At 69.7% G+C, this 27,000-nt stretch carries 31 protein-coding genes, 3 tRNA genes and 1 pseudogene; 6 read left to right on the forward strand and 29 right to left on the reverse strand.

Annotated elements, in window-relative coordinates:
- Positions 1-230: 230 nt before the first annotated feature.
- The 16 genes from rplL to JQN83_RS17610 form a co-directional block, all read right to left on the reverse strand.
- Positions 231-620, reverse strand: a complete 390-nt coding sequence (gene rplL, locus JQN83_RS17535) for a 50S ribosomal protein L7/L12 (RefSeq protein WP_091276487.1) — start codon at positions 618-620, stop codon at positions 231-233.
- Positions 621-674: 54 nt separating this feature from the next.
- Positions 675-1,223, reverse strand: a complete 549-nt coding sequence (rplJ, locus tag JQN83_RS17540) for a 50S ribosomal protein L10 (RefSeq protein ID WP_088644793.1) — start codon at positions 1,221-1,223, stop codon at positions 675-677.
- A gap of 1,077 nt (positions 1,224-2,300) precedes the next feature.
- Positions 2,301-2,987: a hypothetical protein gene (locus JQN83_RS17545; protein WP_208568212.1), complete on the reverse strand. Its 687-nt coding sequence runs from the start codon at positions 2,985-2,987 to the stop codon at positions 2,301-2,303.
- Complete coding sequence (locus JQN83_RS17550) at positions 2,984-3,916, reverse strand: ABC transporter ATP-binding protein (protein WP_208568213.1); 933 nt, start codon at positions 3,914-3,916, stop codon at positions 2,984-2,986. Before JQN83_RS17550 ends, JQN83_RS17545 begins: the two co-directional genes overlap by 4 nt.
- Positions 3,917-3,996: 80 nt before the next feature.
- Positions 3,997-4,713 (reverse strand): 50S ribosomal protein L1, encoded by a 717-nt coding sequence (gene rplA / locus JQN83_RS17555; protein ID WP_208568214.1) that lies wholly within the window; start codon positions 4,711-4,713, stop codon positions 3,997-3,999.
- An 80-nt stretch (positions 4,714-4,793) separates the two neighbouring features.
- Entirely contained in the window at positions 4,794-5,225 is a 432-nt protein-coding gene (gene rplK, locus JQN83_RS17560) for a 50S ribosomal protein L11 (RefSeq protein WP_208568215.1), read from the reverse strand.
- A gap of 181 nt (positions 5,226-5,406) precedes the next feature.
- Positions 5,407-6,129 (reverse strand): transcription termination/antitermination protein NusG, encoded by a 723-nt coding sequence (nusG, locus tag JQN83_RS17565; RefSeq protein WP_208568216.1) that lies wholly within the window; start codon positions 6,127-6,129, stop codon positions 5,407-5,409.
- A 38-nt stretch (positions 6,130-6,167) separates the two neighbouring features.
- Complete coding sequence (gene secE / locus JQN83_RS17570; protein ID WP_208568217.1) at positions 6,168-6,587, reverse strand: preprotein translocase subunit SecE; 420 nt, start codon at positions 6,585-6,587, stop codon at positions 6,168-6,170.
- A 213-nt stretch (positions 6,588-6,800) separates the two neighbouring features.
- Positions 6,801-6,873, reverse strand: a tRNA-Trp gene (locus JQN83_RS17575).
- Between the two features lie 127 nt (positions 6,874-7,000).
- Positions 7,001-7,393, reverse strand: coding sequence for a MaoC/PaaZ C-terminal domain-containing protein (locus JQN83_RS17580; protein ID WP_208568218.1), 393 nt, complete (start codon positions 7,391-7,393; stop codon positions 7,001-7,003).
- A gap of 1 nt (position 7,394) precedes the next feature.
- Positions 7,395-7,841 (reverse strand): MaoC family dehydratase N-terminal domain-containing protein, encoded by a 447-nt coding sequence (locus JQN83_RS17585; RefSeq protein WP_208568219.1) that lies wholly within the window; start codon positions 7,839-7,841, stop codon positions 7,395-7,397.
- A 132-nt stretch (positions 7,842-7,973) separates the two neighbouring features.
- Complete coding sequence (gene rpmG / locus JQN83_RS17590; protein WP_013288652.1) at positions 7,974-8,141, reverse strand: 50S ribosomal protein L33; 168 nt, start codon at positions 8,139-8,141, stop codon at positions 7,974-7,976.
- 131 nt (positions 8,142-8,272) lie between these two features.
- Positions 8,273-8,345 (reverse strand) — tRNA-Met (locus JQN83_RS17595).
- A gap of 25 nt (positions 8,346-8,370) precedes the next feature.
- A tRNA-Thr gene (locus tag JQN83_RS17600) sits at positions 8,371-8,443 on the reverse strand.
- A gap of 96 nt (positions 8,444-8,539) precedes the next feature.
- Positions 8,540-11,059, reverse strand: a complete 2,520-nt coding sequence (locus tag JQN83_RS17605; protein WP_208568220.1) for a putative bifunctional diguanylate cyclase/phosphodiesterase — start codon at positions 11,057-11,059, stop codon at positions 8,540-8,542.
- Between the two features lie 63 nt (positions 11,060-11,122).
- A complete protein-coding gene (locus JQN83_RS17610) occupies positions 11,123-11,269 on the reverse strand; it encodes a hypothetical protein (protein WP_169733070.1) in 147 nt (48 codons plus the stop codon).
- A gap of 481 nt (positions 11,270-11,750) precedes the next feature.
- On the opposite strand from JQN83_RS17610, the gene JQN83_RS17615 reads away from it, so the two are divergent.
- From JQN83_RS17615 to JQN83_RS17625, 3 genes are all read left to right on the forward strand, one after another.
- Complete coding sequence (locus JQN83_RS17615) at positions 11,751-12,263, forward strand: GyrI-like domain-containing protein (RefSeq protein WP_208568221.1); 513 nt, start codon at positions 11,751-11,753, stop codon at positions 12,261-12,263.
- Positions 12,264-12,609: 346 nt separating this feature from the next.
- The gene (locus tag JQN83_RS17620) at positions 12,610-13,128 is read left to right on the forward strand and encodes a hypothetical protein (RefSeq protein ID WP_208568222.1); all 519 of its coding nucleotides are present in this window, start codon (positions 12,610-12,612) and stop codon (positions 13,126-13,128) included.
- A gap of 144 nt (positions 13,129-13,272) precedes the next feature.
- Positions 13,273-13,719 (forward strand): hypothetical protein, encoded by a 447-nt coding sequence (locus JQN83_RS17625; protein WP_208568223.1) that lies wholly within the window; start codon positions 13,273-13,275, stop codon positions 13,717-13,719.
- Between the two features lie 175 nt (positions 13,720-13,894).
- Here the strand turns inward: JQN83_RS17625 and JQN83_RS17630 are convergent, their stop codons facing one another.
- The 3 genes from JQN83_RS17630 to JQN83_RS17640 are packed head-to-tail and all read right to left on the reverse strand — an operon-like array spanning position 13,895 to position 15,180.
- On the reverse strand, positions 13,895-14,437 hold the full coding sequence (locus JQN83_RS17630; RefSeq protein ID WP_208568224.1) for a DapH/DapD/GlmU-related protein: 543 nt from the start codon (positions 14,435-14,437) through the stop codon (positions 13,895-13,897).
- A gap of 49 nt (positions 14,438-14,486) precedes the next feature.
- On the reverse strand, positions 14,487-14,723 hold the full coding sequence (locus JQN83_RS17635) for a precorrin-4 C11-methyltransferase (RefSeq protein ID WP_208568225.1): 237 nt from the start codon (positions 14,721-14,723) through the stop codon (positions 14,487-14,489).
- Positions 14,724-14,781: 58 nt separating this feature from the next.
- Positions 14,782-15,180, reverse strand: coding sequence for a hypothetical protein (locus JQN83_RS17640; RefSeq protein ID WP_208568226.1), 399 nt, complete (start codon positions 15,178-15,180; stop codon positions 14,782-14,784).
- Between the two features lie 445 nt (positions 15,181-15,625).
- Here JQN83_RS17640 and JQN83_RS17645 point away from each other — a divergent pair, with 445 nt between their 5' ends.
- The 3 genes from JQN83_RS17645 (at position 15,626) to JQN83_RS17655 (ending at position 18,315) form a co-directional block, all read left to right on the forward strand.
- Positions 15,626-16,399, forward strand: coding sequence for a GntR family transcriptional regulator (locus JQN83_RS17645; protein ID WP_208568227.1), 774 nt, complete (start codon positions 15,626-15,628; stop codon positions 16,397-16,399).
- The gene (locus tag JQN83_RS17650; RefSeq protein WP_208568228.1) at positions 16,389-17,291 is read left to right on the forward strand and encodes a DMT family transporter; all 903 of its coding nucleotides are present in this window, start codon (positions 16,389-16,391) and stop codon (positions 17,289-17,291) included. Before JQN83_RS17645 ends, JQN83_RS17650 begins: the two co-directional genes overlap by 11 nt.
- A 142-nt stretch (positions 17,292-17,433) precedes the next feature.
- On the forward strand, positions 17,434-18,315 hold the full coding sequence (locus JQN83_RS17655; protein WP_208568229.1) for a protein phosphatase 2C domain-containing protein: 882 nt from the start codon (positions 17,434-17,436) through the stop codon (positions 18,313-18,315).
- A gap of 274 nt (positions 18,316-18,589) precedes the next feature.
- Here the strand turns inward: JQN83_RS17655 and JQN83_RS17660 are convergent, their stop codons facing one another.
- The 10 genes and pseudogenes from JQN83_RS17660 to JQN83_RS17705 all read right to left on the reverse strand — a co-directional run bounded on the left by JQN83_RS17660 (position 18,590) and on the right by JQN83_RS17705 (position 26,998).
- Positions 18,590-19,336 (reverse strand): hypothetical protein, encoded by a 747-nt coding sequence (locus JQN83_RS17660; RefSeq protein WP_208568230.1) that lies wholly within the window; start codon positions 19,334-19,336, stop codon positions 18,590-18,592.
- Between the two features lie 424 nt (positions 19,337-19,760).
- Positions 19,761-20,061 (reverse strand): annotated as a pseudogene (locus JQN83_RS17665) (GntR family transcriptional regulator); the annotation flags it as partial.
- 239 nt (positions 20,062-20,300) lie between these two features.
- A complete protein-coding gene (locus JQN83_RS17670; RefSeq protein WP_307799386.1) occupies positions 20,301-21,740 on the reverse strand; it encodes a tyrosine-type recombinase/integrase in 1,440 nt (479 codons plus the stop codon).
- Positions 21,737-21,934: a helix-turn-helix transcriptional regulator gene (locus tag JQN83_RS17675; protein ID WP_208568231.1), complete on the reverse strand. Its 198-nt coding sequence runs from the start codon at positions 21,932-21,934 to the stop codon at positions 21,737-21,739. The genes JQN83_RS17670 and JQN83_RS17675 overlap by 4 nt, the downstream gene beginning before the upstream one ends.
- On the reverse strand, positions 21,915-23,222 hold the full coding sequence (locus JQN83_RS17680; RefSeq protein ID WP_208568323.1) for a replication initiator: 1,308 nt from the start codon (positions 23,220-23,222) through the stop codon (positions 21,915-21,917). Before JQN83_RS17680 ends, JQN83_RS17675 begins: the two co-directional genes overlap by 20 nt.
- Before the next feature lie 128 nt (positions 23,223-23,350).
- Positions 23,351-24,034, reverse strand: coding sequence for a GGDEF domain-containing protein (locus JQN83_RS17685; protein ID WP_208568232.1), 684 nt, complete (start codon positions 24,032-24,034; stop codon positions 23,351-23,353).
- A gap of 86 nt (positions 24,035-24,120) precedes the next feature.
- Entirely contained in the window at positions 24,121-25,020 is a 900-nt protein-coding gene (locus JQN83_RS17690; RefSeq protein ID WP_208568233.1) for a hypothetical protein, read from the reverse strand.
- The gene (locus JQN83_RS17695) at positions 25,017-26,105 is read right to left on the reverse strand and encodes an FtsK/SpoIIIE domain-containing protein (RefSeq protein ID WP_208568324.1); all 1,089 of its coding nucleotides are present in this window, start codon (positions 26,103-26,105) and stop codon (positions 25,017-25,019) included. The genes JQN83_RS17690 and JQN83_RS17695 overlap by 4 nt, the downstream gene beginning before the upstream one ends.
- Before the next feature lie 381 nt (positions 26,106-26,486).
- Complete coding sequence (locus tag JQN83_RS17700) at positions 26,487-26,723, reverse strand: hypothetical protein (protein ID WP_208568234.1); 237 nt, start codon at positions 26,721-26,723, stop codon at positions 26,487-26,489.
- Positions 26,723-26,998, reverse strand: a complete 276-nt coding sequence (locus JQN83_RS17705; protein ID WP_208568235.1) for a hypothetical protein — start codon at positions 26,996-26,998, stop codon at positions 26,723-26,725. The genes JQN83_RS17700 and JQN83_RS17705 overlap by 1 nt, the downstream gene beginning before the upstream one ends.
- Positions 26,999-27,000: the final 2 nt, after the last annotated feature.

Below are 27,000 nucleotides of genomic sequence, written 5' to 3' on the forward strand. Positions count from 1 at the left end.
CAAGAGCCTGCTTCCGGCTGCTCGGCGGGTTTCCCACGGACGGGCTACCCGCCAGCGCCGCCACCGCATCACGCACCGGGTGCGAACACCCTGCTCACGCCACTGATACCCGGAGTCACCAAGCATGACGGGCGGTGATCCGTTGTCGGATCACCGCCCGTTCAGTTTGCGGTGTGCCACGGCTCACGTGAGCCCGCCCCCGCCAAGGTCGACCCGAGGCCGACCTCAGGTCACTTGAGGGTGACCTTGGCGCCTTCGCCCTCGAGCTTGGCCTTGGCCTTCTCGGCGGTCTCCTTGTTGACCTTCTCCAGGATCGCCTTCGGGGCGGCCTCGACCGCGTCCTTGGCCTCCTTGAGGCCCAGGCCGGTCAGCTCACGCACGACCTTGATGACCTGGATCTTCTTGCCACCGTCGGCCTCGAGGACGACGTCGAACTCGTCCTTCTCCTCCTCGACCGGAGCGGCGGCGGCGCCACCGGCACCACCGGCAGCGGCAACCGCGACCGGGGCGGCGGCGGTGACCTCGAAGGTCTCCTCGAACTGCTTCACGAACTCAGAGAGCTCGATCAGCGTCATCTCCTTGAACGCGTCGAGCAGCTCGTCGGTGCTGAGCTTCGCCATGTCTGGCGTCCTTTCTCGCAATGAAAATTAAGAACGTGGTGCGCCGGGACGGCCTCAGGCCGCCTCGGCGCCCTCCTGCTCGCGCTTCTTGTCCGCCAGGGCGGCCGCCGCACGGGCGGCCTTGGAGAGCGGTGCCTGGAACAGGGCCGCGGCCTTGCTCAGGTTGCCCTTCATCGCGCCGGCCAGCTTGGCCAGCAGCACCTCACGGGACTCCAGGTCGGCGAGCTTCGTGACCTCGGCCGCGGAAATGGCCTTGCCCTCGAAGACACCGCCCTTGATGACGAGCTTCGGGTTGGCCTTCGCGAAGTCGCGAAGACCCTTCGCCGCCTCGACGACGTCGCCCGAAACGAAAGTCAGCGCGGTAGGACCGGTGAACAGCTCGTCGAGGCCGGAGATGCCCGCCTCGGTCGCGGCACGCTTTGCCAGCGTGTTCTTCGCGACCGTGTAGGTGGTCTCCTTGCCGAGCGAGCGCCGCAGCTGGGTGAGCTGGGAAACCGTCAGACCACGGTACTCGGTGAGCACCGCAGCGCCCGAGGTACGGAAGCTCTCGGTCAGCTCAGCGACGGCCGTGGCCTTGTCGGCCCGGATCGGCTTGTCCGCCATGTCCCTCCTCTCTCGTTACTCGGAGCTGGTCGCCGTCGGGGAGCACAAGGCCCTGCGACGGCGCCGAAGGCGTCACGACAACGAAAAAGCCCCGGCGCAGGGCGCGCGGGGCGAGGACCGGAGCGATCACCATGGTCGGCAGACCACGGTGAGGAACCGTATTACGCTTACCGCCCTGCGCGGGTCGCCCGTCGTCGCGGAGCCTTCGACCGTGCCAAAGCACGGTGACCAGCGGTCTCTGGGTGGAACTACCGGCCCAGGTTACGCGACACGTCCACCCATCGCCAAATCGCCCCCACCCGCCCTCTCGCCCCACCTTCTCGCCCCAGCCCGGCCCTCAGCGCCAGCCCGGCCCTCAGCCCCAGCCGGGCCGGCCCGGCACCCACCCCAACGCCAGCGCCAGCGCCAGCGCCAGCGCCAGCGCCAAGATCGTGCAGCTTCCTGGTTGTAGTGGTCTCGCGCGGCGCTGAGGCCACTACAACCAGGATCGAGCACGATCTTGGCGAGCCCGCGACTGTTGCCGGCAGGTCGGGAACAGTGCGAGGTCGAGCAGCAACGGCCCGACCAGACCGAGCCGGATCAGGAGAAGGCCGGGCCGAGCCAACCACGTCAGGCCACGTCGAGCCGGATCGGGACAGGGCCGCGCCGACCCCAGCCACGTCAGGTCGCGTCGGCCAGGTGAAGCCATGCCACGCCGGACCAGATCCGGCCCCCACCCGCCCCATCAGGTCGCATCGGACCAGGCGGAGCCATGACACAGCCCGGCCAGATCGGACCCGATCGGGCCCCGCCCCGCCCCATCAGGCCGCGTCGGACCAGGCGGAGCCATGACACAGCCCGGCCAGATCGGACCAGATCCGGCCCCGCCACGTCAGGCCGCGTCGGACCAGGTGAAGCCATGACACACCGGACCAGATCCGACCAGATCTGGCCCCACCCCGCCACATCAGGCCGCGACGGACCAAGTGAAGCCATGCCACGCCGGCCCGGATCGGACCAGATCGGGCCCCGCCACATCAGGTCGCGACGGGTGGGTGGTCGGCGGACGGTCAGGGGACCGCTGCCTCCAGGTCCGGGTCAGGGGCGGGTCCGTCGCCACCAGGCGTAGCCGGTCAGCGCCACCCCGGCCCAGGCGAGCGCCCAGCCGGAGAGCAGCAGGGCGGTGCCGGCCGGCAGGGAACCGGCGAGCACCCGGGCGGTGGTCAGCACCGGCGGCACCAGCCAGGGCGCCACCGAGCCGCGCAGGCCCAGTGCCAGGGTGCCGACCGCACCCACCGCGAGCACCGCGACGCCGTAGCCGGCGGTGCGGGTCAGCGCCCGGCTCGCCAGCGCGCCCAGGGCCACCGCCGGTAGCAGGGCAAGCAGGTGGGCCCAGAGCCCGAGCGCCAGCGCCGCCACCACCGGCAGGTCACCCGGGCCTGGCGTGGTCACCCCGCCGACCAGCCACGGGAATCCCAACGCCACCAGCACCGTGCCCACCCCGGCGGCCAGGGCCGCGAGCAGCCCGGCGATCCACTCGCGGGCCGGCCCTACCGACACCATGGCCAGCCGGCGCTGCACGTCCGGTTCGACGTCCAGCAGGATCTTGGCCTGCCAGGCCAGCACCGGAAAGAGCACGACGGCGCTGACGCCGTACGCCTCCGCCGGCCGGGCCCGGCCGCCGCCGTAGAGGATGCCGAGGGCGAGTAGGCCGGCCAGCACCGGTGCCAGCGCCCGTCCGGTACGCAGGAAGCCGGCCAGCCGCATCCGGACCAGCGCGCTCACCGGGCCACCTCCCCGGGCCGACCACTGCGCGCCGGGTCGACTGTCGACCCGGAGTCAGGAGGCGGGACGCCCACCGACGGCTCCGCCGCCCCCGCAGGCCCACCGGTGGCCGGGGCCCCGGGACGCCCCGCAGACGGGTCAGCCACCGACGAGGACGGGACGGGTGTGGGCGGCACGAGCACCGGCGTGGGCGGGGTGGCGGGTTCGCGTACCCGCAGGATGTGGTGGCCGTCGGCGCGCAACCGGGCGACGGTGCCGGCCACCCGCGCGGCCGGCACCGCGACCTCGACCACGGCGACGGCCCCATCGCCGCTGGCCGCCTCCTCGGTGACCAGTCCGTCGGCCACCGTCCAGTGCCGGGCGCCGGGGAGCCGGACCGTCTCGCCGCGGTGGTCACTGACCAGGACCGCTCCCCCGTCGGCCAGCACCTCGTCGATCAGCTCGGGGACCAGGCCCCGGGCTGCCGAGTCCAGCCCCTCCCAGGGCTCGTCGAGCACCAGCAGGCCCGGGGTGCGCAGCATCGCCTGAGCCAGGCCCACCTTCTGCGCGGTGCCCTTGGACAGGTCGGGCAGGCGGACCTCGCGGAACGGGGTCAGCCCCAACCGGTCGGTCCACCGGTCGACGGCCCGGTCGGTGTCGGCCCGGCCGAGGCCGGCGACCCGGCCCATGGCGGTCAGATAGCGGGTCACCGTGCAGGGCTGGTCGGCGGGGAACCGCTCGGGCACCCAGCCGACGTGCCGGGGCCGGTCGACCACCCGGCCCCGGGCCGGCCGCAGCACCCCCGCGCAGAGTTGCAGCAGGGTCGACTTGCCGGCCCCGTTGCGGCCGAGCACCACCGCCACCTCGCCCGGGTCGAGCCGGGCCGTGACGCCGCGCAGCACCCACGGGCCGCTCCGGCCGTATCGAAGCCGGACGTCCTCCAGTCGCATGGGAGGAGCCTGCCACAGTGCGACATGCGGAAGGGCCCCGCCACTGTCCGTGGCGGGGCCCTTCGCGGGAGAAGCCGGGCTCAGCCCTCGGCGCCGGTCTCCTGGAGGTTCTTCACCACGTTCGGGTCGACCGGGACACCCGGACCCATGGTGGTGGCCAGGGTGACCTTCTTGAGGTACTTGCCCTTGGCCGCGGACGGCTTGGCGCGCAGGACCTCGTCGAGCACCGCCGCGTAGTTGTCGATCAGCTGGGTCTCGGAGAACGAGGCCTTGCCGATGATCAGGTGGAGGTTGGAGTGCTTGTCCACCCGGAAGGTGATCTTGCCGCCCTTGATGTCCGAGACGGCCTTGGTGACGTCCATGGTCACCGTGCCGGTCTTCGGGTTCGGCATCAGGCCGCGCGGGCCCAGGATCCGCGCGATCCGGCCGATCTTGGCCATCTGGTCCGGAGTGGCGATCGCCGCGTCGAAGTCCAGCCAACCGCCCTGGATCCGGGCGACCAGCTCGTCCGTGCCCACCTCGTCGGCACCGGCGGCGACGGCCTCCTCGGCCTTCGCGCCGGCGGCGAAGACGATCACGCGGGCGGTCTTACCGGTGCCGTGCGGCAGGTTGACCACGCCGCGGACCATCTGGTCCGCCTTGCGGGGGTCGACGCCGAGGCGCATGGCGACCTCGACCGTGGCGTCGAACTTGGCGCTGGTGGTGTCCTTGGCGAGCTTGACCGCCTCGGCCGGGGTGTAGAGCTTCGACTTGTCGACCGCCTCGGCGGCCTTGCGGTACGTCTTGCTGCGCTGCATCTCGGGTTACTCCTGTGGTCTCTGGCGGGCCGCGGGTGACGCGCGCCCTCCCACGAACTGATCTTGAGGACCGACCGGGGTCAGTCGTTGACGACGATGCCCATCGACCGGGCGGTGCCGGCGATGATCTTCGCAGCCTGGTCGATGTCGTTGGCGTTGAGGTCGACCATCTTCTTCTCGGCGATCTCGCGCACCTGGGCCTGGCTCACCGAGCCGACCTTCTGGCTCTGCGGCACACCGGAACCCTTGTCGACGCCGGCGGCCTTGAGCAGCAGCCGGGCGGCGGGCGGGGTCTTCAGGACGAAGGTGAAGGACCGGTCCTCGTACACGCTGATCTCGGCGGGGACGATGTCGCCCCGCTGGGCCTCGGTCTGCGCGTTGTAGGACTTGCAGAACTCCATGATGTTCACGCCGTGCTGACCGAGCGCGGGGCCCACCGGCGGAGCCGGAGTCGCCTGGCCCGCCTTCAGCTGAAGCGTGAACGTCTTGACGAGCTTCTTCTTCGGAGGCATGTCACTTCCTGGGGCTTGGAACTGGGAAAGGTGCCGGCCACGGGCGCGCACGGTCAGCGCGGTACCACAGCGACGTTCAAGAGTAGCGCAGCGCCCGACAGCGCCCCGCGCCGAGGTCCGCGCCGGGAGTAACGACGTCGCCGGCGGCGGGCTGCTGCCCCACCGCCGGCGACGAACGTCGTCAGATCTTGGCGACCTGGTTGAAGTTCAGCTCGACCGGGGTCTCCCGGCCGAAGATCGACACCAGCACCTTGAGCTTCTGCTGGTCGGCGTTGATCTCGCTGATCGTCGCCGGCAGCGAGGCGAACGCCCCGTCGGTGACGGTGACCGAGTCGCCCACCTCGAAGTCGAGGACCCTGATCTCGGGCTTGACCTTCTTCTGCTCGGTCTCCACCGCCGGAGCCAGCCACTTGAGCACCTCGTCGAGGCTCAACGGTGCCGGCCGGTCGGCCCGGTCGGTCGCCCCCACGAAGCCGGTGACCCCCGGCGTGTTGCGCACACACGAGTAGGACTCCGCGGTCAGCTCCATCCGGACCAGGATGTAACCGGGGAAGACCTTCGCCTGGATCTGGGAACGCTTGCCGTTCTTGACCTCGACCTCTTCCCGGGTCGGCACCTCGACCTGGTAGATGAACTCCTCCATGTCGAGGGAGGTGATCCGGGTCTCGAGGTTGGTCTTGACCTTGTTCTCGTAACCGGCGTACGAGTGCACCACGTACCAGTCGCCGGGCGCGTAGCGCAGCTTCTGGCGCAGCTCGGCGACCGGGTCGTAGTCCTCGTCCGGCTCGGGCTCCGTGGTCGGGAACTCCGGCTCGCTGGCGGCCTCGACCGACTCGTCACTCGCCGCCGTCGCGACCGTGGACTGGTCGTCCGTGGTCCCGGCGGTCTCGTCGTACTCAGGCACGCTTGCTCACTTCCGTCACTATCGGCTCAGTCGGCCGGTCAGCTGGGGCTGCCGAAGACCCACAGCACGCCCTTCGCGAAGGCGAAGTCGAGAAGGCCCACGATCGTCAGCATCACCGCGACGAAGGTGACCACCACGGCGGTGTAGGTCAGCAGTTCCTTGCGGGTCGGCCAGATGACCTTACGCAGCTCGGCGACGACCTCGCGGAAGAAACGCGCGATGCGGGCGAACGGCCCCACCCGGTCGGTCTCGGACCGGGTCTTCGGCTTGCTGTCGGCAGCACCCGCACGGGTCCGCGACCGGGTCGCGGTGCCGCCCCGGGATACCGGCTCGTCCGCGTCGGGGGCGTCGTCGTCGGGGGCGTCGTTGTCGGCGGTCACCTCGTCGACGACCTCGTCGCGCTCGTCGCGCAGACCGTCGTCGCCGGCGTCCTCGCCGCGCCGCTTGCTCTCGGCCACTTCGCCCTCCGTCGCGGGATGTCGGTTCGTACGCCGGGAGGCGTACGCGGCGCTGGTCACGCCGGCCGGACCAACCGTCCCGCGACGGGCCGCGGCCGGCGGACCGGACGAAGGGCCCCGGGTCGCCCCGGAACCACCCCGCCGATGCCACCACCACGGGCCGGACGCCGCCTTGCGGCGGCGCGACCCACGGGAACGGTCAGGCCTGAGGCGCAGGGGTGACAGGACTTGAACCTGCAGCCTGCGGTTTTGGAGACCGCTGCTCTGCCAATTGAGCTACACCCCTGTGCGGCAACGCTCTCCCCACCCGACCTGCACGGCCGGGCAGGGGTCACTTGCCCCACGGCGGACCAGTGTACGGGTACCGCCCCGACTTTCCCAACCGGTCCCGCCCGGTACGTTTCGACAGGCCGTCAGCCGGCCGTCCGCACGACCGCCCGCGCCTGCGAGAGAATCTTCTCCGCACCGCACCGGGCGGTCACATCGAGCCTGGTCAGCCCGGCTTCGGTGACCTCCTTGACCACCGCGTCCACGGTGATCTCGGTGCCCTCGTCGTCGTCCGGGACGACCACCGGCCGGGTGAAGCGCACCCCGAACTCGACCACCGCGTCGGGTGCGCCGGCCCACTCGGTGACCGCCCGACCGACCAGCGCCATGGTGAACATGCCGTGGGCGATCACCCCGGGCAGACCCACCCTGGTGGCGGTCCGGTCGTTCCAGTGGATCGGGTTGAAGTCGCCCGAGGCGCCCGCGTAGCGGACCAGGTCCGCCCGGGTCACCCGGAACGTCCGGGTCGACAGTTCCACGTCAGGACTCCCCACGTACGACGAGCTTGGACCAGACGGCGACCACCGGCTCACCGGCCGAGGTGGTCACGTCGGTGCGGGTGGTCAGGAAGGCGTGCCCACCCCGGTTGCTGATCTCCTCGATGGTGTTCACGCAGACCAGCTCGTCCCCGGCCACCACCGGCCGGGTGTACGCGAAGCGCTGGTCGCCGTGGACCACCCGGCTGTAGTCGACCCCGAGCGCCGGATCGTCGACGATCTGCTGGCTGGCGGCCATGGTGATCAGGACCGGGAAGGTGGGCGGGGCGACCACGTCCGGGTGGCCGAGGGCACGGGCCGCCGCCGGGTCGTGGTGGGCCGCCTCGGTCGCTCCGATGGCGGTGGCGAACTCGCGGATCTTTTCTCGGCCCACCTGGTAGGGGGCGGTCGGCGGATACGTCCGGCCGACGAAGGACGGGTCCAGGGACATGCCGCCGAACCTACACGGGACGCACGAACGCCGACCCGTACGGGCAGGCGGCTGTGAAGGCCGCGCCATCCGTGCGGATCGGCGTCCGAGGTGATCGCTTGCGGACCGGGCCGGCCGGTGGCCGGCCGAGGGTCAGCGGGTCTCGCGGTGGACCGTGTGCTTGCCGTCCCGGGGGCAGAACTTCTTCAGCTCGATGCGGTCCGGGTCGTTACGGCGGTTCTTACGCGTGATGTAGTTGCGCTCTTTGCACTCCACACACGCCAAAGTGATCTTCGGCCGGACATCGGTCGCCTTCGCCACGGCGGAGTGCCTTCCTCGCTACGGATATCAACTACAGCGCATCAGCCTACGCGGACGATGCCTGGACACGCAAAGCGGGCGCCTGTGGCGCCCGTCCCACTCACCACCGGGATGAGCCCGGAGGACGAGAGTAGCGGTGGCCGGAATTGAACCGGCGACACAGCGATTATGAGCCGCTTGCTCTGCCATCTGAGCTACACCGCCGAGGCGGGTCCCAAAGGACCCTCTGAGCCCCCTTACGGAATCGAACCGTAGACCTTCTCCTTACCATGGAGACGCTCTGCCGACTGAGCTAAGGGGGCCTACCCGATCACCCCGGAGGGCGTCGCGCAGGGGATACATTACACGGCACCGCGCCGGGGGTGAAATGGGATCCCCCGATACCGCGTCGGCACAGCTCAGGGCACTACGCGGAGCCTCGGCAGCTCATCCGCGCCGGTCGCCTCCTGGTCCGCCTGGGCACCGAACCAGGCCTCCAACCGCTCGTACGGCAGCGGCCGGCTGAACAGGAAGCCCTGCCCGATCTCGCAGCCGATGTCCTGGAGGAGTTCGAGGGTCAGCTCGCTCTCCACCCCCTCGGCCACCACGGACAGGCCGAACTGCTGGGACAGCGACACCACCGCGTTGACGATCGCCAGGTCCCCGGGGTCGGTCGCCATGCCCTGCACGAACGACTGGTCGACCTTCACCTCGTGCACCGGCAGCCGGCGCAGCTGGGCCAGCGACGAGTTGCCGGTGCCGAAGTCGTCGACCGCCAGCCGGACGCCGAGGTCCCGCAGTCGGCGCAGGGTGGGGATGGGCCGCTCGGTGCCGTCCAGCACCGCCGCCTCCGGGATCTCGACGGTCAGCAGCTGCGGCGGGACGCCGTACTCGGTCAGCAGCTCCCCCACCCGGTCCGGGAAGTGCCGGTCGGTCAGCGAACGGGCGGCGATGTTGACCGCCACCGCCAGCGGCTGCCCGGTGTGGCTCCAGTCCCGGCTGCGGCGTAGCCCCTCGCGTAGGACGAACTCGGTGAGCCGACCCAGCTGGCCGGTGTGCTCGGCCACCGCGACGAAGTCCTCCGGGGAGACCGTGCCGTGCGCCGGGTGCTCCCAGCGGGCCAGGCACTCCACCCCGAGCAGGCGACGGTCCCGCAGGGTCACCTTCGGCTGGAAGTAGACCTCCAGCTCCCCCTCGTCGAGGGCGCGACGCAGGTCACCGGCGAGCCCGAGCCGGCGCAGCGACCGCGACTCCAGCGCCGGGTTGAACAGCTGCACGCTGCCCGGCACCGCCTTGGCCGCGGTGGCCGCCAGGTCGACCCGTTGCAGCAGCACGGCGGCGTCACTGCCGTGATCCGGATGCACGGTCACCCCGACGGCGGTGTCCACGTCGAGGGTGAGCGCGTCGAAGACCATCTCGTCGCGGATCTGCTCGCGGAGCTGGCCGGCCAACTCCAGGGCCGCCTCGGCGTTCTCCAACCGCAGCGTCACCAGGAACTCGTCGCCACCGGCCCGACCCACCAGGGCCGACGACGGGGCGCAGGCGCGCAGGCGCTCGGCCACCTCGACGAGGACCTTGTCCCCCGCCGCGTGCCCCAACGACTCGTTGACCTGCCGCAGCCCGTCCACGTCGAAGAGCAGCACGGCGACCACCTCGCCCGGCGCGCGGATCTTGACCGCCTCGGCCAGCGCGGCGGTGATCCGCCGCCGGTTGGGCAGGCCGGTCAGCGCGTCGTGGTAGGCGTCGTGCCGCAGCCGGTCGACCAGCCGGGAATTCTCCAGGGCGACGGCGGCGTGCGCGGCGACGGTCTCGAAGACGGGGATGTCGCTCGTGGTGAAGTGGCCGATGTCGCTGAGCCGGTTGGTCACCTCCAGGGTGCCGATCACCGCCTGGCCGGACCGCAACGGCACCACGATGGCGTCCTTGACCTGCTGGGCGCCCACCTCACGACGCAGCGCGGTGTCGTCGCCGAGCAGCCGGCCGATGGACAGCGTCTTGCCCAGCTCACGGGCCTGTTCCCGGAAGACCGTCGGGGTGGGTGCGACGTCGAGCAGGCCCGGGGTGTCGACCCGGGCGGTCAGCAGCACCTCGGGGTGCCGTCGCTGGGCGGGCAGCCAGAGGGTGGCGTACTCGGCCTGCATCAGGCCCCGTACCCGGTCGAGGAGGATGTCGGCGATCGCCCCCTCGGCGCTGTTGGTGAGCAACCGGGTCAGGTCGTACATGCCGGTGAGGGTGCGGTGCTGCCGGAAGAACTGCGAGTAGGAGCGGTAGACCTGGAACAACGCCGCGAACAACGCGGCCAACAGCAGCGCCGACCACCAGGTGGTCTTCAACGCGATCAGGACGAGCAGGCCGACCGAGGCGTTGATGGAGGTGGTGAGGAAGACCGACGGCGCGGTACGCAGCGCCTCCCGGCCGGCCTGCCAGCCCTGGAGCAGTACGTGCACCCCGGCCACCGAGAGCAGGCTGACCAGGGTGATGGTGTTGACCGCCAGGAACAGGCTGCCCCAGGTGCCCGGCCCGACCCCCTCGATCGGGGGCAGGGCCAGCAGGAGCAGCCCGGCCAGCGAGGTGGCCGCCGCCGCTTTCGCGACGTTGAACCACAGCTTGGCCGGAGCGAACCGGTGCGACGCGCTCCAGATCAGCACGGAGAGCGTGTAGATCAGCACCACCGTCAACGGTGGCAGGAAGAAGAGCGCGACGACGAGGGGCACCTCGGTCAACGTCACCCCGACCGACTGCCGTCGGACGATCACGTTGAGAACCGGGATGCTGATCCCCGTCATCGCCACGAAGAGCACGAACGCCAGGCCCCACTCCCCGAACTCGGGAAGCAGGACACCGATCGCGGTGCTGAAGACGATGGCCAGCAAGGCTAAGGGGGCGGTGATGAACCAGGCGCGTTCGGTGGACTTACGCCGCTGATCTCGGCTGGCCATGCGCCACCCTCTCCCTGAGAGACGTCACCCCCAGGACACCGGGAGCGGGGACGACGCGGGGGCTTAGCGCGCGCCGCCCATCGTCCAGACGACGTCCGCCATTTGCGCGCTGCCGTCGATGGACTGGACGCCGGCTACGGCGAGTCCACCGAGGATGGTGGCGAGCACGAGGAGCGAGCCAAACAGCCGGCCCAGCCTTCGACCAGACATGATTGCTCCTGTCGAGAGAGTGTTCACGGGGGATGGTGGAGGTTCCACGATCGTGCCACACCTCGGGTACCCAGAAAAGCGGGGAGAGCGGCGCTGGTCCGAGCAGCGGAGAGGTTCCGCCGTTCGGACCACCGCCGTCACCTCCCCGTGCCAGATCAGCGGCACCAGGACGGGTAACAGCCTCCACGAATCGCCCAATGTCACTATCGACGCAAACCCGATCTTTAACGGCGCGGGGCCGTTGCCCGGGCGGCAGGGCGACCGTCGTATTCGAGGGTCGCGACGACTGCTCCCGGAACCGTCACATCGATCACCATAGCTCATTTCGTCAGGTACGGAAGCGGCCTGTCGGGAGTCGACGGACTCCGCACCAGATCAACGACAAAACGCGCTAACGGTGGCGAGCCGGCGCGAGCAGGCGAAACACCCGCCAGAGGCGGTCGGACCCCGTGATGTCGCACCCCGATGGTGTCGTGAATCCATGACATCGCAGACACCGGTGACGCCGGTGATCGAGGAACGGGCGGTCCAGCCCTACGTGGGGATCCGACGCACGGTGACGATGGGCACCATCGGCGAGGCCACGGACGCCCTGTCGGACCTGTTCGGCTGGCTGGCGGCGCAGGGGATCACCCCGGCCGGCCCGGACTTCCTGCGCTACCACGTGATCGACATGGCGCGGGAGCTTGAGGTCGAGGCGGGCGTACCGGTCCCGGCCGACGCGCAGATCACCGTCGAGACGCCCATGCGGACCGGCGTGCTGCCGGCCGGCCGCTACCTCACCACCACCCACGTCGGCGACCCCGACGAACTGGTCGCGGTGACCGGGGCGTTCCTGGAGTGGGCGGAGCGCAACGGGTTGCGCTGGGACGTCAGCGACACCGCGGCGGGTGAGCGCTGGGGCTGCCGGCTGGAGATCTTCCACCTCGGCCCGGACGACGACCCAGACCGGAGCACGTGGCAGACGCAGCTGGCGTTCCGACTGGCGGACTGAGGGTACGGCCGGACCACCGCCCGGCCGCGCCACCGCTCGGCCGGACCACCGCCCGGCCGCGCCACCGCTCGGCCGGACCACCGCCCGGCCGCGCCACCGCTCGGCCGCGCCACCGCTCGGCCGGACCACCGCTCGGCCGGACCACCGCCCGGCCGGACCACCGCCCGGCCGGACCACCGCCCGGCCGGGTCACCGCCCGGCCGCGCCACCGCGAGGCCGCGCCACCGCCCGGCCGGGTCACCGCTCGGCCGGGAAGCCGCGCCACCGCGCGACCGCGAACGGTGCGATGGGTTGTCGTGGGCGTTATCCCCGAGACATCGTCGGCCGGACAGCGGACCATGTGCCGATGCGACCCGACGATGCGTTGACCCGTCTCCAGGAGGCCGCCGTCCTGTGGAGCATCGGGTCGGGCACGCCGGCCGGGGTGATCGGGGCCGCCTGCGACTGCCTGGTGGCCGGTGTGGACACCCCGACACTCCGGATCCTGGCCGGCATTTCGCCCACTCCGGGCAGCGAGAGCGACGAACTGCGTCGGTGGCTCGGCGACGCGCTGGCAGAACTCTCGCTGACCTTCTTCCCGCAGGGCAGCCGGGCGGGTGAGGACGAAGCCGTCCGGATCATGGCCCGCCGGTTGCTCGACCGGACGATCACCGCCCGCGCCCTCACCTCCTGGGCGTACGGGTTCATCACCTGGGACGGGACTCCGCTGGCGGCCGGGCTCATCGACCTTGAGTACGCGTACGAGATCGTCGAGGCCGTCGTCCACGACGGGCAGCCGTACCCGGGCGATGCGGCTGCGGGAGTCGATGCGGACGTGGTCGCCGAGGCGCGGCGGCTGATCAGCGGCACAGCGGGAAACGGCTGAGCCATCACCCCCGCCTGAACGACCGCCCCCGGGGTCTGCGGTGTTCCTGCGGGCCACCCCGGCCGTGCTGCTGGCACCGGGACCAGGGGATACCTGGGATGGTTTGGGGGTATGTCGGGGGTTATGGCAGGTCAGAACGGTGCGATGGACGAGGAGCACGCGCGCCCGGCGGGAGTCGACGACGCGACGGTCGAGGCGTTGGGCAAGCTGAGTGAGGCGTTGGAGACGATCCACCGGGTGCGCGGGCACCTCTACTCCGCGCACCAGCTCGTCGGCGGCGCGGATCTCACCCTGGACCAGGTGGTGGAGTTGCTGCGCGGGGCCGGGCACGACGAGGTGGCAGACCGGGTCGAACACGAGCTGCTGGGGCGCAACCTGCTGCCCGGCCGGTGGACCTTCCAGATCGTGGAGGAGTTCGACGACGGCTACTACGCCACGTTCCAGGAGATCGAACGGTACGCCCGGGACACGCTGGCCGGCGGCCGGCGGCACCTCTACGAGGCGGAGATGAAGCAGCGGCGGCGTACCCACGGCATGCCCGGCCACGAGGCCACGCCGGAGTCGGCGCGGCCCGACCGCGACGGCCGCTGACCGACCCGGCCGCGACGGGCTGCGTGACGGAACCGACGCCACGGGGGCGGAGCGGGACCCACGATCGACTCAGGGGAGGCGACGTAGCGGTATCCGGCCAGCCTGAATACCGCCACATCGGCCCCCGGGCGGGGCGGGTGAGGTCACCCCGGCCCACCGGCAAGGCGGGTGGGGGTCACCACTGGCGGCGTACCGTCGCTTTGGGACCGGTGACCAGGGTGGCGGGCGGGATGTCGTCGGCGACGACGGCGCCGGCCGCCACCACGGCGTCCCGGCCGATGCGGACGCCGGGGAGGATCGTCGCGCCGGCCCCGATCCAGACGTTCTCCGCCACGTCGATGGGCGCACCGGTCAGCCATTCCCGCCGCTGCACGGGGTCGACCGGGTGGCCGAGGGTGATGAAGGTGGCCTTCGGGCCGACCATGACGCCCTCGCCGAGCCGGATGCCGGCGTAGTCGAGGAACGTGCAGTTCTGGTTGATGAACACCCGCTCCGCGATCTCCAGATTGAGACCGTGATCGGTGTAGAACGGCGGATAGATGGTGACCCGCGCCGGCAGCGGCCGGCCGAGGAGCTGCGCCAACAGCTCCGCCCGGCCGGCCTCGTCGGCGAAGGGCAGCACGTTCAGCCGGGAGGTCAGCTCGGTGGCCCGCAGCACCCTCGCGGCCATCGCCTGGAACTCGGGGCTGTGGATGCGCATGAAGCGGTCGTCGGACATCCCGCGATCCTCGCCGACACCGCCGGCGCCCGACCCTGCGGGCCGACGGTCACCGCCCCTCCCCCGCCCGGCCACCCGGTGCCCGCATCAGCCGACGCGCCTGGGTCAGCTCCTCGATGAGCCGGTCGACCTGCCCGAGCGACAGCAACACGGCCTGGGTGGCGCCGTACCGGGTCGCGTCGAGCTTGATCGCCGCCTCGCGCCGGACGAACCGGTCGACGAGCAGTTGCAGGCTCACCCAGCCGGTCCGCTCCCGCCCCACGGTGGCGAGGAACCCCCGGTGCATCGGGTCGTTCGGCCCGCACCCCCGGCACCACACCGGACAGACGACCGGCCGACCACCCTCACTCATCGCCGGCCCCCGGACGGCCGTCACCCTGACCGGCGACCCGATCGGCCCCCAACGGGCCACCGTCGCCCCGGCCCGGATCACCCTGGTCGGCGGCCTGGGTCAGCAGGTCGCGCAACTGGTCCGCCAGCTCGGCGGCCTGGGGCAGCGACAACTCGGCCCAGGCGTTGCCAGCCCGGCAGGTCGCGTGCACCCCGACGAGCGGCGCACCCGGGACTTCCGCGCTGATGAGGTACGTGACGACGAGGCCACTCGCCCGACTCTCACCGACCCGCAGCATCGGGCCACGGTGCCGGCGGGCCATGTGCGGCATCACCGGCGGGACCAGGAAACCGCAGCGCTCGGGGGTACACCACGGCGGGTGGCTGGTGGTCGGCTTACTGGTACGGGTCATCGCCGCCACCGCCCACCGTTACCCCGGCGTGCCTGGCCCACCGTCAGCAGTGGGGCACACCGCAGGGTGGGCAGTTCGCGGGTCACCTCCACCGACCACCACGGCGTGGGCAGGGCAGCGGCGTTGGGCGGGCCCGTCGGGGCGCTGTGACGGCCGGGGCGCGACGGTGAGCGCCTTCGAGACCGCCAGGACGAGAACCAACCACATCGACGATGAGTGCCGGACATCACACCTCCACAGGCAAGGGGGCGAGGACCCCGGGTTGCTTGGCTGCCAGCGGCGTGGCCTGGCCCTCCGAACGGCCTGAGTCCAAGACCGGCTCACGACAGGACCGACATTGGCGGCAACTGGCTTAAGCCAGCTTCGATGAAGGGTGGCAGGCTGTCAATAGCTGGCTTGAGCCAGTTGCGCTAGCCTGGGTACCACCTTGAGGAGTGGTGATCCGATGAGTGACCAGCAGGAGCGGCAGCCTCCGAGCCGCCGCATCGCCGAGGAGCTACGGGCCGCGATCATGCGCGGTGACCTCGGCGACGGCGACCAGTTACCTTCCGAACGCGATCTGGCAGCCAGATACGCCACGGCCCGCAACACCGCCCGGGAGGCGTTGGGCATCTTGCAGGCCGAGGGCCTCGCCCAGGCCCAACACGGCCGAGGCGTGTTCGTACGCCTGCGGCGTCCGCTGATGAGGATGGGCCGGGACCGGTACTCCCGCCGGGCGCGGAACGAGACCGGGCTTTCACCGTTCCGCATCGAGGTGGAACGGCAGGGACGCACCCCGCACACTGAGTGCCGGTCGGTGACCACCGTGCAGCCGCCAGCCGAGGTCGCCCAGCGGCTGGGGCTCGACGCCCGCCAAGAGGTCATCCGGCGGGAGAACTGGTACTTCGCCGACGACGAGCCCATGCAGGTCGGCGTGACCTACATCCCGACCACGGTGGTCGAGGGATCACCACTGGCGACCGAGAAGAAGCTCGGCCGAGGCAGCATCTACCAGCGGTTCGAGGATCTGGGTTACCCGATCGCGCGCATCCGGGAGGAGCTGAGCGCCCGGATGCCGACACCGGAAGAGGTGAAGGGGCTCTCGATCCCACCGGGCGTACCCGTGATCGAGTTGCTGCACACGAGTCTCGATGGTGATGGACGAGCCTTCGAGGTGACCCGGTTCGTCATGCGCGCCGACGTGAACGGCCTGGACTACGAGATGCCCGTTGAAGACTGAACGTCAACGGGTCACCCGGGCAGGCATCGCCCGGGTGGCCGGTCTCGCGCTGCTGTGGGGTTCCGGCTTCCTCTGGATCAAGCTCGCGTTGCGCGGCTTCAACCCGGTGCAGATCGTGTTCGCCCGGCTCCTGCTCGGCTTCCTGGTCCTGACCCCGATCGCGCTGTCCCGGGGACTCCGCTTTCCGAGGCAGGGGCGGCTCTGGGGTCACCTGTTCGTCGCGGCCCTGGTCGCCAACGCCGTGCCGTACCTGTTGTTCAGCGTCGCGGAGGAGACGATCGGGTCGAACGTGGCGGGGGTGCTGAACGCGACCACGCCGCTGTGGACGCTGCTGCTGGCATTCCTCGTCGGCGTCGACCGGGCCGTCACCGTCAAGAAGGCCGCCGGCTTCGCCCTCGGGTTCATCGGCGTCGTGGTCATCTTCTCGCCGTGGGAGTCCGCGAGCGAGATCGCCAGTTGGGGCGGCCTCGCCTGCCTCGCCGCAGCCGCCAGCTACGGGCTTGGCTACGTCTACATGGGCCGCTTCCTGACCGGGCGCGGGATCCCGCCGCTCATGCTGTCGGCCGCTCAGCTCGGCGCGGCCACCGTTCTGCTGGTCCCGGCGCTGCCGTTCGCCGGGTTGGAGTCGCCGGTGTGGCGGCTCGACGCGGTGGCGAGCCTGCTAGTCCTCGGGGTGCTCGGCACCGGGGCCGCCTACTTGCTGAACTACCGCATCATCGACGACGAGGGGCCGACCGCCGCCTCGGTGGTCACCTACCTGCTGCCCGTCGTCGCCGTGATTCTGGGATGGGTGATCCTCCGCGAGGCCGTCACGACCGCGATCGTGGCCGGAATCGCCCTGGTCCTCGCCGGGGTCACCCTGACCCGACGACAGTCCACCGAAATCGGATAACCCGCACTTCACATCGATCAGCAATCCTCGTACCCGGGTGGGTGGAATGGCCGGCCCGTCCTGATGGTCACCGAGTCGAAGCCGGCCACCGATACTCGCCGTCGGATCGGATCATCGGCTCTGAACCGCATGGAGGACGCTGATGCAGGTCGTCATGGCAACCAGCCCGGCCAAGCCCGACCAGCCCAACGAAGACTTCACCGGTGCCGTACCGAATGCCGTCGTCCTGCTCGACGGTGCCGGCCTGTCCGGCACCACATCGACCTGTCTTCACGGCGTCGCCTGGTATACCCGCCGGCTCGGCGGGGCGCTGCTCGCCCAACTGGCGGCCGACGACGGCCAAGACCTCACCGCCATCCTCGGTCAGGCGATCGCGCAGGTTGCCGACGCGCACCGGGACACCTGCGACATCAGTGACCCGAGCAGTCCGTCAGCAACCGTCACCATCTTTCGGATCAACGACGACCGCGCTGACTACCTCGCGCTTGCCGACTCCGTGCTGGTCCTCGACCACGCCGGGAACGCCCCCGAGGTGGTCAGCGACGGGCGGGTAGACGCCGTCGGCAGCCGCTACCGCGCCGCGATGGACGCCACCCCGAACGGGAGCCCAGAACACGACCGGTCGCTGCGCGAATACATCGAAACCATGCGCGTCCATCGCAACCGGCCCGGCGGGTTCTGGGTCGCCGCCGACGATCCGGGGGTGGCGGCGGAAGCGCTGACCGGGAGCCGGCCTGTCTCGGGACTCAGGGGTGCCGTCCTGCTCAGTGACGGCGCCAGCCGCATCATGGACCAGTTCGCTCTGGCGGACTGGCCGGCAGTTCTCGCGCTCATCGCTGCGGAAGGGCCAAGCGGGATCATCCGGCGGGTCCGGACGGCAGAGGCCGGCGATCCGCAGGGCAGACGGTGGCCGCGCGCCAAGGCGTACGACGACGCCACGCTGGCCTGGTGCACCCGGTTTCCCGACCGACAGGCAGCCGACGGATCGGGCTTCACTCCTGAGGCGAACATGATCGAACGGTGACACGTGTGCGACACGGTGGGCTGGGTCGACCCGGTCGGAGTGAGACGCAAGCGAGACTGACAAAGCAAGCCCCTGACCGGCGCTGACACTGGTCAGGGGCTTCTTCGTACACCTGGTGGCGGGTAGAAGATCCGAACCTCTGTAGCTTTCGCGACGGATCCACAGGGCGTTCGTGATGTTGGCCGCGTCAGGTGTGCTGACCTGCTCCTTCTCATCCCGCCGCACGGTTGGAGGTGCTGGCCGCCCACCATCTGCCACGCGCAGAACGTCCAAATCAGTAGTAGAGGAACCTGCGGATCACCGTGACGACCGCCAGCAGGATGGCAATCCCCCAGACAACGTTCCGTCCAGTCGAGCCGAAGATCAAATAGGCGATCTGCGCCAGCAAGAAGACCGAACTCAGCACCAGATCTACGAGCAGTAGCACGAGGGTGAGCGCCAAGCGCAGCAGGAACCAGACAAACCCCAGGCCGCACCACTTGTCGATTGTCGAGTCGTCGTATGCCCAGCGGGTGAACACGAAGGGTTTGTAGAGGGAGGAGTCCCAACCCCGACTCCACTTCGCGCCGATGCTGGACCAGTACGAGTCCCCACCTTCCTTCACGTTCGCTTGATCCACTCGCTTGAACTGGATCTTCTTGACGGCGCCGCCGGTGACGTCGATCAACACCTGGCCATCCTTGACCTGGATGGTGGTGGTTCCGTTCACGACCACGGTGAGCTGGTCGCGTCCGGTCTGGACCTTGAACACCCTGTCAAACCCGGTGGCACCCTTCTTGCGATCCCGAAGCAAGACGTAGATCGTGCTTCCATCTCGAGGTGGGAGGGAGTACTCCGCTCCGATCGAGAACTCGCCGATCGGGGTGACGATGCTCGCCTCGCCCTCAACCGCAACGCCATCCGGACCGACTGTCAGGGCCACCGGCAGCAGCGCAGGCTTGTATTTGACCTTGCCCTTACCCTCTCCCTCTGGGTCGCAGCCAGCAAGTACCAGCGCCAGAAGCAGAGGAATGAGCGTCAACCATATGGCGCAGTCTCGATATCGCCGTATTGGTGCAAGGCTCCGGGCACCCGCCGTTGCCACCCCCCGACCGTAGGCGGACTGCACCTTCACCGTGTACCGCCTGCCTGACCTGAAACTCTCGACGCCGAGCCAGCTACACATGGCCGCCACATGATTACGAGTGTCCCCACCTGGTCAAGCCGCTCTCGATCGACGGTGCACCGCACTCTCTATTGATCCCGAGTCCCACCTCTGCCGGGTCGAACCGCCGGCGCATCTGCGAGCGCATCGCTGATCTCGTCGTTCATGATGTCATCTCCCCCGTCGATGCAGTTGGCGTAGACCCGGAGCAGGACGGCGACGCCGTGGCCCAGGTGCCGGGCAACCTCAGTCGGCGGGCCGCTCTTCGTCACCCGACGCGGCCCCGGTGGGCGGTACGTCCTCACCGCCGGCCAGCAGATCCCGGGCAACGCCTACCGATGGTCGACCACACCGAGTCGGACCACTGGCGGGCAACCTCGACGAACTGTGTGCCGTCGGACGTGTCGTCGTCGGTCACGGCATAGTGAAAGAGCGGCACGTCCTTGCCCCACCAGGTCATAGCTCGCCATCGGCTCACCCTTTGATGGTGAGGGTGCGCTCCACCACCGGGTAGAAGCCGAGGACCCCTTCCCCGCTCAGCAGGTAGAGCTTGAACGGGAGCGACACGTTTGCATTCGGACCCTCACCGTGGCCATTCGAAGGGTCCTCGGTGAGACCGAGCGCAACCAACGAAAGAGGCCCCTGACCGGCGTTAACGCTGGTCAGGGGCTTCTTTGTGCACCTGGTGGCGGGTAGAGGATTCGAACCTCTGTAGCTTTCGCGACGGATTTACAGGGAACGCACGATCTTGGGAACCACACCGCCCCTGAGCAGCCACTTTGCATCGATCATGAGCACTCAACCCCCCGTGTTCCCGCGATGCTCCCGCAGCGGGAACACCTCAACTGAGCGCCTTACCGATCCGGTCGTTAACTCCATCCTCTCCCCCGTCGATGCAGTTGGCGTAGACCCGCAGCAACACGGCGACACTGTGGCCCAGTCGACGAGCGACCTCGGTAGCCGGGACGCCAGCGTTCAGCCAGAGCGAGGCAGCCGCGTGGCGCAGGTCGTACGGGCGGCGTGCCAGAGGCGAGGCGACCTGAGCGGGGGTCAGCGCCTTCTCCCGCGCGAGCTTCCACCAACGGTCATAGACGGACTCGGACAACGGCCCACCGTGCAGACCTCGAAACAGTCGGCCATCCGGGGCCATGCCGTACTCGGTGATGTGCCGATGCAGGAGCGCGACGAGCGGCGGCGGGATCGGCACCGGACGGGTGTCATTGCGCGCCCGATGCTTGAGGCCGCGCCGCTCATGAGGCTGCCCATCGTCAGTCCACGCCTTGCCGGCCCTGGGCGCAGTACCGGTGAGGGTGATCCTGCCCCAGCCGTACTCGATCTTCTCGTGCTGGCACGAGCCGGCCGGCGAGACGGTCACGTCGACCAGGCCGTCACCGCAGATGACGCAACGGCCCGGCAGCTCACAATCAGAACGGCGCAGGTCAGCAGCTTCCGAAGGACGAGTACCCGCGTAGTAGAGACAGCCAAAGAATGCGGTCACCCGGTCGGCCCGGTTGCCGAGCGCCGCCACTGCGTCGAAGAGCGCAACGACCTGGGTCGGGTTGGCGACCACCCGCCGGTCGACGGCTGAGGCAACCTCAGGGGCAGTCCACTGGATACGGTCGATCGGGTTAGCGTCCAGACGACCCAGCTCGACCGCGTACCCGATCGCGTTGTAGAGGATCGCCCGCTTACGGCGGACCGTGCTCGCAGCCGCAGGCTTGCCGTCAAGTCTGAGGCACAACCCGTCGAGAACACGGCGCACCGTAGCCGGACTTTCCAACTCGGTGATGAGCAGCGAGGAACCCTCGATCCAGGCCAAGGCATCAGCGTGCGACGCGGGCACCTCTTCAGTCCAACTCCGGGGAATCAAGGCGTAGCGGTACAGCGCCTCACGGAGCACGGCCATGTCGGGACGGTTGCGCCGTTTCGACCCGACCAGGAGAAGCGTCACATCGGTAAGCGCTTCGACCGTCCCTCGACGTGACTTCGCGGCCAAGCGAGGCCATTTGCGGTCCATGTACTCACGGACGTGCACGTACCAGGTAACAGCGTTACGTGCCCGCACCTCAGCCAGCGGCCGACCAGTCTCGGTGTCGAACGGCTGGCCGTCATTGGCAGCCTTGACCAGCTCTGCGCGGAAGGAGCTAGCAAGCGCCTTCTTCTGAAACAGCTCCTCGAACAGTCGGGACGCACCCTGCACCGTCCAACGAACCCGATACCACACCTTTCCCCGGATCGTGCGCTTGCCAATGTCCCAGATCCGAACCTCGAAGCTCTTCACGCCGCTTCGCTTTCCAAGTCACTCAGCCAGGCTTCCAGCACCGAGCGACGCACCCGCAGCTCACCATTCGGCAGCTTGTAGACACGCGGAGCCCTGCCGGTCTGTCGCCACAGGTACCAGGTTGAGCGCGGAATTCGCAGCTCCTTCAGCACCTCAGATACCGTCAGCAAACTGTTATCGACTCCCATCACCATCGTCCTTTCTGGCTTGCTGTCGTGCCGTGCGGATGCGGTCACCGATGGCGGTGGCGAGTTCGAGTTGCTCGGGGGTGTCGTAGCCGATGCCGAGGATCTGCCAGTCGTTGGCGACCAGGACGTCGGTGTCCTCGGGCAGCCCGGCGTCGGTCAGTGCCGTGCGGAGTTGGTGGGCCTGACGTTCCGCCCGGAGGTTCTTGAAGGTGGTCGAGTAGATGCGGGACTTGGTGAGGAAGTGGCCTCGGAAGCCGAGCATGTGCGCCCAGTGGCGCAGCTTGAGATCGGTGTACTGGTCGAGGCCGCCGAGGTCCCAGGCGGTTTGGATCATGGCCCGGTGGTGGTCGGACACCCGCAGCAAGCCGATGTGCGCCTGGGAGCGGATGCGCCGGTCTCCGGTTTCGGTGGCCCCGGTGCCCTTGGTGGCGTACTTGGCGATGTAGCCGGCGAGGCGGGTGTCGTTGACGACCTGGTCGCCGTCGTCGTTGTCGTTGGTGACGTCGATGTCGGTGGCGGTGATGTCCTTGACGTCGACCTGCTTGCCCCACTGGAGGGCCAGCGGGGTTCCGTCGGGTCGTGCGGTGTCCAGCTCGACGGAGGAAGCCGCGGTGCGGACCGCGTCGGTGAGGACGTCGGGGGTGAGCCAGGCGGGGGGTGTCGAGTCGGGGCCGGAGGGTCCGTCGGCGCGGATGACGGCGTGGAAGTGGACCAGGCCGCGCCGCTGGTATTCGGCGACCTTGGCGTAGGAGATCCGTAGGTGTGCTCCGGAGGCGCGGACGGTGAGGCCACCGGCGGCGGCGACGGCCCGGCGTAGGGCGATGGTGAACCGGTGCCAGAGTTGGCCGCTGTGTGCCTGCCACAGCACCGCCCCGGTGTAGTCGTAGGTGCCCGGGTCGAGCGGGCTGCCCAGGAGCGGATGCCCTTCGGGGTGCCAGCGTCCGCAGGAGCAGGGTCGCTTGCCGGGCCGGTTGTGGACCGCGCCGAACGACGGGGCGGTGAGGGTCACGAACAGGCGGGTTGACCGGGCGACGGTGTCGGGGACGCCCTTGCCGCCGGACATGCCCGCGTGGATGAGGTGCCAGGCGTCGGCGGCGTACCGGTCGGCGCAGGTGGGGCAGATAGCGGCGCGGCGGGTGCCGCAGGAGGCCCACACCCGGCCCTGCCGGGAGGCGATCAGGTCCCCGGTGCCGAGGTGGCGGACCTCCCACTTGCCGACGAGGCGGACCGGCTGGAGGCAGCCCTTGACGCTCTCGACGCCGGCCCGCCATTCCTTGTACGCCGGCGACCGCATCCACCGGGACAGGGCCGCCTCAGGGTCGTGCACCCGTTGAGGCGCACGGGGTGGTGATGACATGAGGTTCCTCCGGATGCAGAGCCCGCCGCGCCCCGGGATCGAGAAGCACGGCGGGCCAGGGAGAGTCAGAGAAGGTCAGCGGGGCTGGGGACCGTGATGGGGTTCAGGTCGCGAACCCGGACGGCAGGTCGGGTGTCCGGAGTCGGGGTGGTGTGGTCGTCCCGGTGGGGGTCGAACAGCACCACCCCGGCATTGGTGGTCTTGGCTCGGTACATGGCCGCGTCGGCGTCCGCGAGAGCGGCGGGCAGGTCACCGGTGGTGGGGGCGAGGCCGATGCTGGCGGTGACCGTGACCGTGATGCCGGTGGGGAGCGGGATCGGGGCGGCGATCGTTCGCGCGAGTTGGTGAGCGATGGCGGTCGGGTCGGGCCCTTCGAGGAGGATGGCGAATTCGTCCCCGCCGAGTCGGGCTGCCGTGGTGGTGATGGTGCGGAGACGGGCGGCGATGGTGGTGAGCACGATGTCTCCGGCGGCGTGGCCGTGGCTGTCGTTGACGGGTTTGAACCCGTCGAGGTCGATCACCGCCACGTAGGGCCGGGCGGGGGCGAGGCGTGTCCACGCCTGGGTGAGTCCCGGCCGGTTCGCCAGGCCGGTCAGTGGGTCGCGCAGTAGGGCTTGCCGGAGGGTGGTCAGCTCGGTGTGGAGGGCGGTCACGCGGACCACGGTTCGGCGGTAGCGCGTGAGGACCAGGCCGAGAGCGACGGCCAGGAGCAGGCCGAGAGCGAGAGTGAGCGAGGAGAGGTAGGACACGGTAGGTCTCCGTTCAGGGGGCCGGTGGTCCTGCCGCGCCTGTAGGAAGGAGCGCGGCAGGACCAGGGGGAACCGGTGGGAGAAGGTCAGTGCTGGTAGCCGTTGGCGGTGACCGGGGTGAGCCGGTCGACCACCCGGGCCGCGATCGGCAGCGGTAGGCGGGTGGCGCGCTGGACGTCGACGGCCGTCACCGGGGCGGGCGAGTCCGCGACGAGTTGCCGGATCTGCGCCTGCATTGCGGCCGGGATGCCCAGCCCCTCCAGCTCCACCACCGCAGCCGGAGCCGGAGGCGGAGTCTCTGCCCGAGAAACCGGAACCGGGGCGGGGGTAGGGGTGAGGGTCGGCATGACCGGAACGGTCGGAACGTTGACCACCGCAGCCGCAGCCGACATGGCGGGTTCGGGCTCGCTGGTCTCGGGCTTGGGCAGGACGACGGCCCGGCGTGCTTGAGTGCAGCGTGCTTGCACGATGGGCATGACTTCGGCGAGGAAGAACACCAGGACGGGCACCATGATGTGCGCGGCGAGCATGCCAGCGCTGATCGAGCCTTCCCGGGGCCAGAGCGCCGGTACGACGTTCATCACGAGCGTCGAGCCGAGAAGGAACCGTTTGAGCCAGTCGACCGCCCCGGAGTCGATGTCGATGCTCCGGGCGATCATGGCCGCTTCCCAACGCAGGATCGTGATGAGAATCCCGACCAGGCACGGTTCGACGCCCCAGCAGCCCCACCACACCGGGTCGGCCGGGGTGAGGTTCCCGGCCAGGAAGTCCTGAACGCCGGTGGTGGTGAACACCGACCCGACCGCCAGGAACAGCCACAGCGACCGGGTCACGGACACCCGAAGGCGTTCGATGTCGACGATGTCGAGCGCGGCGGCATCCTGCTCCAGGTCGTGAAGCTGCCGCGCCACATCGAGACGCTTGCTCAGCTTCCGCACCGGCCGAGGCGGACGAGCCGGCTTGGCGCCCTCCGGCATGTCACTCATCGCTGCCCCGTTGCGGCGAGTTCGGACACCGGCCAGCCGGCGACGCGCACCAGCTCCGCGATGTCGGAGTCATCGCAGTACGCGGCCCGGACCCGCACCGGGGTACGGGAACGCTGCTTCACGACGAACCCGATCCCGGCCGACTCCGGCACGTTCGGGATCTCATCAGCGAGCGCTCCCCGGCGGCGCATGTCCTCACCGAGGACCATGTCGACGTGCCCGGCCGACGTGGTCCGCAGGCACACCCGCAGAGAGAACAGGTCACGCTGCGGGATGACGTCCTTGGTCGGTTCCTGAAGCGCGCCGACCACGCTGCCGCCCAACGCGCGAGCCTGCGACAGGATCAGCGGCAGAACGGCCTGAGCGCCCTTGGTCAACGACCGGTCGCCGTAGCCGGTCACCGCGCCCAGCTCGTCGAGGACCAGGACGTCCAGCGGAGTGTCCCGGGACATGACGAAGGTCCGCCGACCCTGCTCCGCGAGCACCTTCTTGCGACCCTGCATGGTGGTCCAGAAGCCCTGGATGACCTCGACGATGTCGGCGTCGGTCTCGGCGTACCGGTGGGAGACCGGCTGGAGGGCGTTGAGTTCGGTGCCCTTGGGGTTGACCACGTGCAGGCGGACCAGGCCGTCACGGATCAGCGGCGCGCACGCCCGCAACGCCATCCACGTCACCGAGTTCTTCCCCGACCCGGAGGCCCCACCGACAAGCCAGTGCTGACCCAGCAACGGCGCGACCCAGTCGGTGCCGTGTTCGGTCTCACCCAGGTACACCCGGGACAGGTCCACCGCGTCCGAGTCGCCCAGGAGGTCCGGCGGGATGATCGGTTGCGTGAACGGCTCCGACCGCTGCACCACCAGCGCGATCACTTGGGGGCGGACCCGCTCGACGCCGACCCGCTCCGCCTGCAACGCGACCGCCAGGGCGTCGGCGGCTTCCTCCCACATCTTTGGCGTCTGCCCGAGCAGCAGCCGCACGTAGACGGTTTCCGTGGAGGGGGAGTGCGAGCGGATGCGGATGATCCGGGGCACGTTGATCACGCCCGTCGTGCGGTGGACCGTGACCAGGTTGCACGCCTCCACCACCCGGCTCCACCACGGCCCCAGGTAGGCCCGCGACAGCCACCGCCGACGCACCGCCCGCAACCGGGGGGCCGCCACCAGCTCCCAGGAGTCCGGGTGACCCCGGTACCAGCCCACCCCGGCCGCGATCGCACCGGCCATCACGCCGCCCGTGGTCGCCGGCCCGAACTCCAGCATCCCCGCGCCGAGAGCAGCCGGAGCCGCCACGAACCCCGGGTGCCTGGCAGCCCACCCCGCCACACGCCATTCCCAACCCCGAACACGCTTACCCATTCCGCACCTACCTTCACCAATTGGAATGCAATTCCATTGCTACTGTTTTGGGCATAGAAAAGGCCCGGATCGGATTACCAACCCGGGCCTTTTCCGTCGAACAAATGTCGGTCAGCGGACCCCTTCGAGCATCTTCCTGGCGAGCGTCGTTGCCCGCTTCGCCTTGTCGGTCTCCTCCAGCCACGGCGTGGCCTCTTCGAGGAGGAGCAGCAGCACCGCCACCGACCGACGCAACTCGTCGTAGTGCTTCATGTAGCGGTACCGCTCCGGCATTCCCTTCATCGACCGGCGCATCAGGAGCATCGCCTGATCAACCCCGTCATAGGTGTCAGTGACCCGGTACGACATCAATTCACCTTCCACGGCTTGGCGATCAGATCCGCCTCATACGTCTTGACCCGCACGCTGAACGACCGCAGCGACTCCACCGCCTGCCGGTGCGCGTCCTCCAGGTCCTCGATCCGCGCGGCGAACTGGTACAGCGTCCCCGGCGGAGGCTCACACGACTTGATCAGGCTTTTCACCCCGTCGAGGAGCATCGCCAAGCCCTGCACGTTGCCGACCAGCGCCTCATACCGCCGCCGGCCGGTCATCGACTTCACCATCTCCGGCACCAAATCCACAC

Source organism: Micromonospora antibiotica (assembly GCF_017599305.1).
Lineage (GTDB): Bacteria > Actinomycetota > Actinomycetes > Mycobacteriales > Micromonosporaceae > Micromonospora > Micromonospora antibiotica.